Annotated in this window: 3 protein-coding genes; all 3 read left to right on the plus strand. The window is 71.9% G+C overall.

What is annotated here, in order from left to right; genetic code table 11:
* Positions 1-157 precede the first annotated feature (157 nt).
* Complete coding sequence (locus BU52_RS15870; protein WP_078903266.1) at positions 158-2,725, plus strand: D-alanyl-D-alanine carboxypeptidase; 2,568 nt, start codon at positions 158-160, stop codon at positions 2,723-2,725.
* Positions 2,726-2,856: 131 nt separating this feature from the next.
* A complete protein-coding gene (locus BU52_RS15875) occupies positions 2,857-4,722 on the plus strand; it encodes a membrane protein (protein ID WP_037934253.1) in 1,866 nt (621 codons plus the stop codon).
* 249 nt (positions 4,723-4,971) lie between these two features.
* A complete protein-coding gene (locus tag BU52_RS15880; RefSeq protein WP_037934257.1) occupies positions 4,972-6,534 on the plus strand; it encodes a sodium:solute symporter family protein in 1,563 nt (520 codons plus the stop codon).
* The last annotated feature ends 46 nt before the right edge of the window (positions 6,535-6,580 follow it).

Genomic DNA, 6,580 nt, shown 5'->3' on the forward strand with positions numbered 1-6,580 from the left:
GACCGGTTCGTAGTGGAACCGGTAGGTATGTCGTTCTCGTCTACCGCGTGGGGTAAGCCCGCACACAGGACACTGGTACATGGTTCGGACAGCGCTGCGGAGCGTTGTCGGGGCGGGCGGTTCACGGTTCGGTTGGCGCACGCGGGGCGTGCGGCGCATGGAGGAGGCATCGGTGGCGGGCGAGTCCCCCGACAGGTCGAAGCAGCGCGAGTCGTCGGCAGAACGGACGTCGGGGAGCGCGGGTCCGGTTCCCGGGGCGCGGGATCCCCGGTTGGCGGTGGCCCGTGAGGCCGGGTCCCCGGAGGGCCGCGCGACCGCCGACACGGCCACCCGGGCGCTGTCGGTGCGGGACGATTCCGCGACGGACGGTGACGGGCGCCGGCTGCACGAGGCGGCCGCCGCGTGGGTCCGCCCGGCGGAGTCCGGCGGCGACGCGAGCGGTGACGCCGCCGGACGGGAGCCGGACGGGGACGAGAGCGACGGGGCGCCGCCGTCGGAGGGGTCGGAGGGGGACGAGACCCCGCGGGACGCCACCGCGGCGGAGGAGGACGCCGGCACGACGGTCCCGGCGGCCGCCGCGTCCGGGGGCATCGCTGCGGCTGAGGCGTCCGGCGGCACGGCCGCGGACGCCCCTTCCGGCGACACCGCGCAGGACGCGACCGCCGCCGACGCTCCCGAGGACGCCGGGGCGGACACGACCGCGAGCGAGCGCCCCGAGGACGCCGGCGCGGACACGACCGCGAGCGGAGCCCGCGAGGACACCAAAGCGGACACGACCGCGAGCGAGCGCCCCGAGGACGCCGGCGCGGACACGACCGCGAGCGACGCCCGCGAGGACGCCTCGGCGGACACCACCGCCGCCGGCGAGGCCCCTGAAGACGCCGGGTCGGGGAAGGACGCGGCCGACGGGTCCCGCGACGAGGACGAGCCCTCCGGCGCCGTGACCGAGGCGTCCGCGGCCGCGTCCGACGAGGATGCCGGCGCTTCCCGTGACGGCGATGCGGACGGCACCGCCTCCGAGGACACCGGCGCGCCCTCGTCCGACGAGGACGGCGACGGCACCGACGCGGACGCGGGCCCGTCCACGACCACCGCCGACAAGGCCGACGCCGAGGCCGAGGGCGGCGTCGATCAGCCCACCGCCGTCTTCCGGACCGGGCGGCCGTCCCCGGCGCCCTCCGTCGACCAGCCCACCACCATGCTCAAGCTGGGCGACGCGGCCGCCAAGGCCGGGTCCGAGGGGACGGGCACGAAGGACGACGCCGAGCCCGAGGCCGAGCGGACCAGCAAGTTCGTCGCGCTGAAGGATTTCGACGACCCCGGTGTCCGCAAGCCGCCACGCGGCACGGACGCCACCACCGCGCTGCGCACGGTGCAGCCCGCCGAGGCCACCACCTCGCTCCCGCAGGTCGGTCCTGAGCGGACGACGCAGCAGCCGCTGCCGCCCAAGCCGCCGCTGGATCTGCTGGCCGAGCTGACCAACACCCCGCCGCCGCCGCAGACCCCGCTGCGCACGGCCGTACGGCGGGTCAAGATCTGGACGCCGCTGGTCCTGCTGCTGGTGATCGTCTTCGCGGTCGTGCAGAACGTCCGCCCGCTCCCGGCGCCCACCCTGGAGCTCACCGCCGAGGACACCTACACCTTCGAGGGCGACAAGCTCGACATCCCGTGGCCGGCCAAGGGACAGGCCGCGCTGGAAGTCGACGGCATCGGCACCTTCGGCTCCTCCGGCGAGCAGAAGCCCGTGCCGATCGCCAGTGTCGCCAAGGTCATGACGGCGTACCTGGTCCTGCGCGACCACCCGCTGAAGAGCGGCGCCGAGGGACCGAAGATCGAGATCGACGCGCTCGCCGAGAAGCAGTCCGACGCCGGGCAGGAGTCGACCGTCGACGTCACCGCGGGCGACGAGATCTCCCAGCGGGAGGCGATCGAGGCCATCCTGATCGCGTCCGCGAACAACGTGGCGCGGCTGCTCGCCCGCTGGGACGCGGGCTCGGAGAAGGCGTTCGTCGAGAAGATGAACGCCGCCGCCGAGGACCTCGGCATGACCAACACGACGTACACGGATCCCTCGGGTCTGAACAACACCACCGTGAGCACCGCCGTGGACCAGGTGAAGCTGGCCAGGGCCGCGATGAAGCAGCCCGCCTTCCGCGAGGTCGCCGCGATGATGGAGTACATCGACTACAAGGGCGTCAGGCACGGCAACTGGAACCAGCTCGTCGGCCACAACGACGTCGTCGGCATCAAGACCGGCACGACCACCTCCGCGCTCGGCAACCTCTCCTTCGCCGCCAAGAAGGACGTCGACGGCGAGACCCACCGGATCATCGGCGCGGTGGTGCGCCAGCCCGAGGGCGGCGCGGACAACACCATCCTGGCCGGCGCCCTCTCCGCGGGTGACCGGCTGATCCGGGCCGGCCAGGACGCGCTGAAGTCGGCGACCATCCTGAAGAAGGGCACCGTCGTCGGGTACGCGGACGACGGTCTCGGCGGCCGTACGCCCGTCGCCGTCACCGAGGACGTCAAGGCCGTCGGCTGGGCGGGCCTGTCGGTGAAGCTGACGTTCGCGGCGGACGAGCTGCCGCACACGGCGAAGGCCGGCACGAAGGTGGGCACGCTCACCGTGGGCGACGGCACGAGCAGTGCGGTCAAGGTCCCGGTCGCCCTCCGGGCGGACCTCGTGGAGCCCGGCTTCACGGACAGGCTGACCCGTATCTCCTGACGCGGACCGGCGCAGCGCACCCGCACCCCGCGGGCCCACGCCCACCCGGGCGACGGCCGGCGGGGTGCGTGCTAGCGTCACGAAACGGGCGAGGAAACGGACGATGAACGGGACACGGGGAGTGCCTTCAGGTGGCCACAGCGGAGCCGACACGCGCCGACGACGCCGATTCCGGTCCGGGATCCGACCCTCGAATAGCCGTGTCCACGCAGCAGCGGCCCTCCCGGGGCGCTGAGGACGCCCCCGGCGCTCCGCGCGGACCCCGTGGCCCGAAGGCCGCCGTCCTGGCCGTGCGCGCGCGCATGCTGCGGCACCCCGTGCTGTCCGTCACGGGTCTCGCCGGCCTGCTGCACATCGTCTGGTTCTTCACGTTCGCCAACAGCGGCGGCGACCTCGCGGCGCAGGACGCGTGGGCCGAGTTCGTCGGCCGGCACCCGGACTCCGCGTACAACCTCGCCTGGTACGGCGGCATGCACGCGGTGTCGTACAGCGTGGTGTCGCCGTACCTGATGTCCGTCCTCGGGGTGCGGACGACGATGATGATCGCGGGGACGGTGTCGGCCGGGCTGCTGACGCTGGTGCTCATGCGCAGCCGGGCCGTGCGCAACCCCCTCTGGGCGGCGCTCGCGGGCGTGTTCGCGCTGCTGTGCAACGCCGCCTCGGGTCGGGTGACGTACGGGCTGGGCACGATGTTCGCGCTCGGGGCGGTGGCGGTCGTCTTCTGCTGGCCGTACCGGTGGCGCCACAAACGCTGGGCGAAGGCCCTGTGCGCGGCCCCGCTGGCGGCGCTGGCCACGATGGCCTCGCCGGTCGCGGGACTGTTCGTGGGCCTGGTGGCGGTGGCGCTGTTCCTGCAGAAGCGCCGGCCGGGCGCGTGGGCCCTGGGGCTCGCGCCGGCCGCGGTGGTGGCGGTGTCGGCCTGGCTGTTCCCGTTCTCGGGGACACAGCCGATGGGCATCGGCTCGGTGATCCTGCCGCTGCTGTACTCGGTCCTGGTGTACGTCCTGGTCCCCGTGGAGTGGAAGACGGTACGGATCACGGCCGCGGTGTACGGGCTCGGGATCGTGCTGGTCTGGCTGATCAGTTCGCAGATCGGCTCGAACATGACGCGGCTGGCGATGCTGTTCGGCGGGGTGGTGCTGGTGGCGGCGCTGCCGTTCACGGTCCCGAAGTCCCGCACGTGGTACGTCGCCGTCGTCGCGATCGTCGGCTTCTTCGGCTGGATCGGCTTCAAGTCGGTCGACGACGTCGTGCACACCACGCCGCGCGCGTCCTGGGCGCGTGAGCTGGCGCCGCTGGTGAACGAGCTCCAGGAGGTCGGCGCCGAGCGGGGCCGCGTGGAGGTCGTCCCGGCCGCCTCGCACCGTGAGGCGTCGGCCCTCGCCCCGTACGTCAATCTGGCGCGGGGCTGGAACCGGCAGGCCGACATGGAGCGCAACCCGCTCTTCTACGACGACACCCTGAACTCGGCGAACTACCACGAGTGGCTGAAGCGCTGGGGCGTGCACTTCGTGGTGCTGCCGAAGGACGAGCCGGACGGCGACGGCGGCCAGCGGGAGCGGGAGCTGGTCCAGCGCGGGCTGCCGTATCTGAAGCAGATCTGGGGCGACGCCAACTGGCAGCTGTTCGAGGTGGAGGCGCCGACCCCGCTGGCGGAGCCGCACACGGTCGTGGAGCGGGCCGAGCAGGGCGGATGGACGCTGCGGGTGGAGAAGGCGGGCCGGATCCTGGTCCGCGTCCCGTACTCGCCGTGGCTGGGCCTCGTCGACGCCGAGGGCGAGGCACTGGAGCCGCCGCAGGAGACGGCGGAGTCCGAGAACCGTCCGGAGGGCGAGCCGAAGACGTACGAGAACGTCCACGGCTGCCTGATGGAGACGGAGGAGGACGCGAACGGCGACCAGTGGACGGTGCTGCTCGCGCCGGAGCCGGGGACGTACCGCCTGGCGGCTCCGTACAAGTGGCAGCGGGGCACGCCCTGCCCCGACGAACTGCGCTGACCCGCCGGGCCGGACGGATCCGGCACGCAGGCGACGGGTCCGCCATGCCCGGCGTCCGTTCATGTAGATGAACGATATTCAGTCAATCGAACCTTTTTGCTTGCTCTTGACTCGACGCTTCCTTGTCGGGCCCGCACCGTCCCGCCCACGATGAGCGGGCACTTCGCGGCCTTCCTCGTCCCTACCCCGCTCAGGCGAAGTGTCAACCAGCTGAGTGGAGTTCACAAGGCGGACCCTGACAGGGGGGACATGAACGGTCTCGACTGGGCGGTTCTCATCGGCTACTTCGCCGTGATGGTCGCCATCGGTGTCTGGTCGCACAAACGGGTGGACAGCGTCAGCGACTTCTTCACGGCCGGCGGCAAGATGCCCTGGTGGCTCTCCGGCATCTCCCACCACATGTCGGGTTACAGCGCGGTGATGTTCACCGGGTACGCGGGCATCGCCTACACCTACGGCGTCACGTCCTTCGTCACCTGGTCCTTCCCCATCGCCTTCGGCATCGCCATCGGCTCCAAGCTGTTCGCCCCCCGGATCAACCGGCACCGCTCCCGGCTCCACGTCTCCTCACCCCTGGAGTACCTGAAGAACCGCTACGACCTGCGGACCCAGCAGGCGCTGGCCTGGTCCGGCATGCTGCTGAAGATCGTGGACGTGGGCGCCAAATGGGCGGCAATCGCCACCCTGCTGTCGGTGTTCACCGGCGTCTCGCTCAACCAGGGCATCCTCATCACCGGCGTCGTCACGGCGATCTACTGCACCATCGGCGGCCTGTGGGCGGACGCCCTGACCGAGCTCGGGCAGTTCGTCATCCAGCTGCTGGCCGGTCTCACGATGTTCGTCGCGGTGGTGCTCGAACTCGGAGACCACGGCGGCTTCTTCGGTGCCTGGGACCAGCCGGAGCTCCAGGGACACGGGGAGCCGCTGGTCGGGCCGTACGGCACGGTCTTCCTGCTGGCGTTCCTGTTCATCAAGCTGTTCGAGTACAACGGCGGCATGCTCAACCAGGCCCAGCGCTACATGGCCACCCCCGACGCCCGCGAGGCGGAGCGCTCGGCGCGGCTGTCGGCGGTGCTGTGGCTGGTCTGGCCGGTGATCCTCTTCTTCCCGATGTGGATGGCGCCGCTGCTGGTGGAGTCGCAGAAGGCGGACGGCTCCGACTCCTACGCCCTGATGACCGAACAGCTGCTGCCGCACGGCCTGCTGGGCCTGGTCATCGTCGGCTTCTTCTCCCACACGATGGCCATGTGCTCCTCGGACGCCAACGCCATCGCGGCGGTCTTCACCCGCGACGTGGCGCCGGTGCTGTCCGCGAGGGCCCGGGAGTGGGGCGAGCGGTCCGGCCTGGTCGCGGCCCGGGTGACGACGGTGGTCTTCCTCGGCCTGTCCATGGCGGTGGCGACCCAGGTCGACTCGCCGGCGTTCAAGGACATCATCACGGTCGTCATCAAGTGGGTGGCCGGCCTGATGGGTCCGATCGCGATCCCGATGATGCTGGGACTGCTGCGGCCGTTCCGCCGCTCAGGGCCGACGGCGGCGCTCACCGGCTGGGCGCTGGGTCTGGTCGCCTTCTGGCTGGTCAACTACCCGATCCACTGGGCCGTCGACGGCGGAGTGCCCCTGGAGTACCAGGTCTCGGTCCCGCTGGCGGTCTCGCTGGTCCTCTACGTGCTGATCGGCTACGCGAAGCCGGAGGACACCCCGGAGCGGCTGGCGATCATCGACCGGGTCAACACGGACGGCGACGACGGCTCGGCCGGGGACAGCGCGCCCGCGCCGGTGAAGGAGCAGGTGCGGCGGCGGGGGGCCTGATCAGGTTTCTCGCCCCCGCCGCCCCTTCCCTTCCCGTCCCCGGGGG

Source organism: Streptomyces toyocaensis (assembly GCF_000725125.1).
Classification (GTDB): Bacteria; Actinomycetota; Actinomycetes; order Streptomycetales; family Streptomycetaceae; genus Streptomyces; species Streptomyces toyocaensis.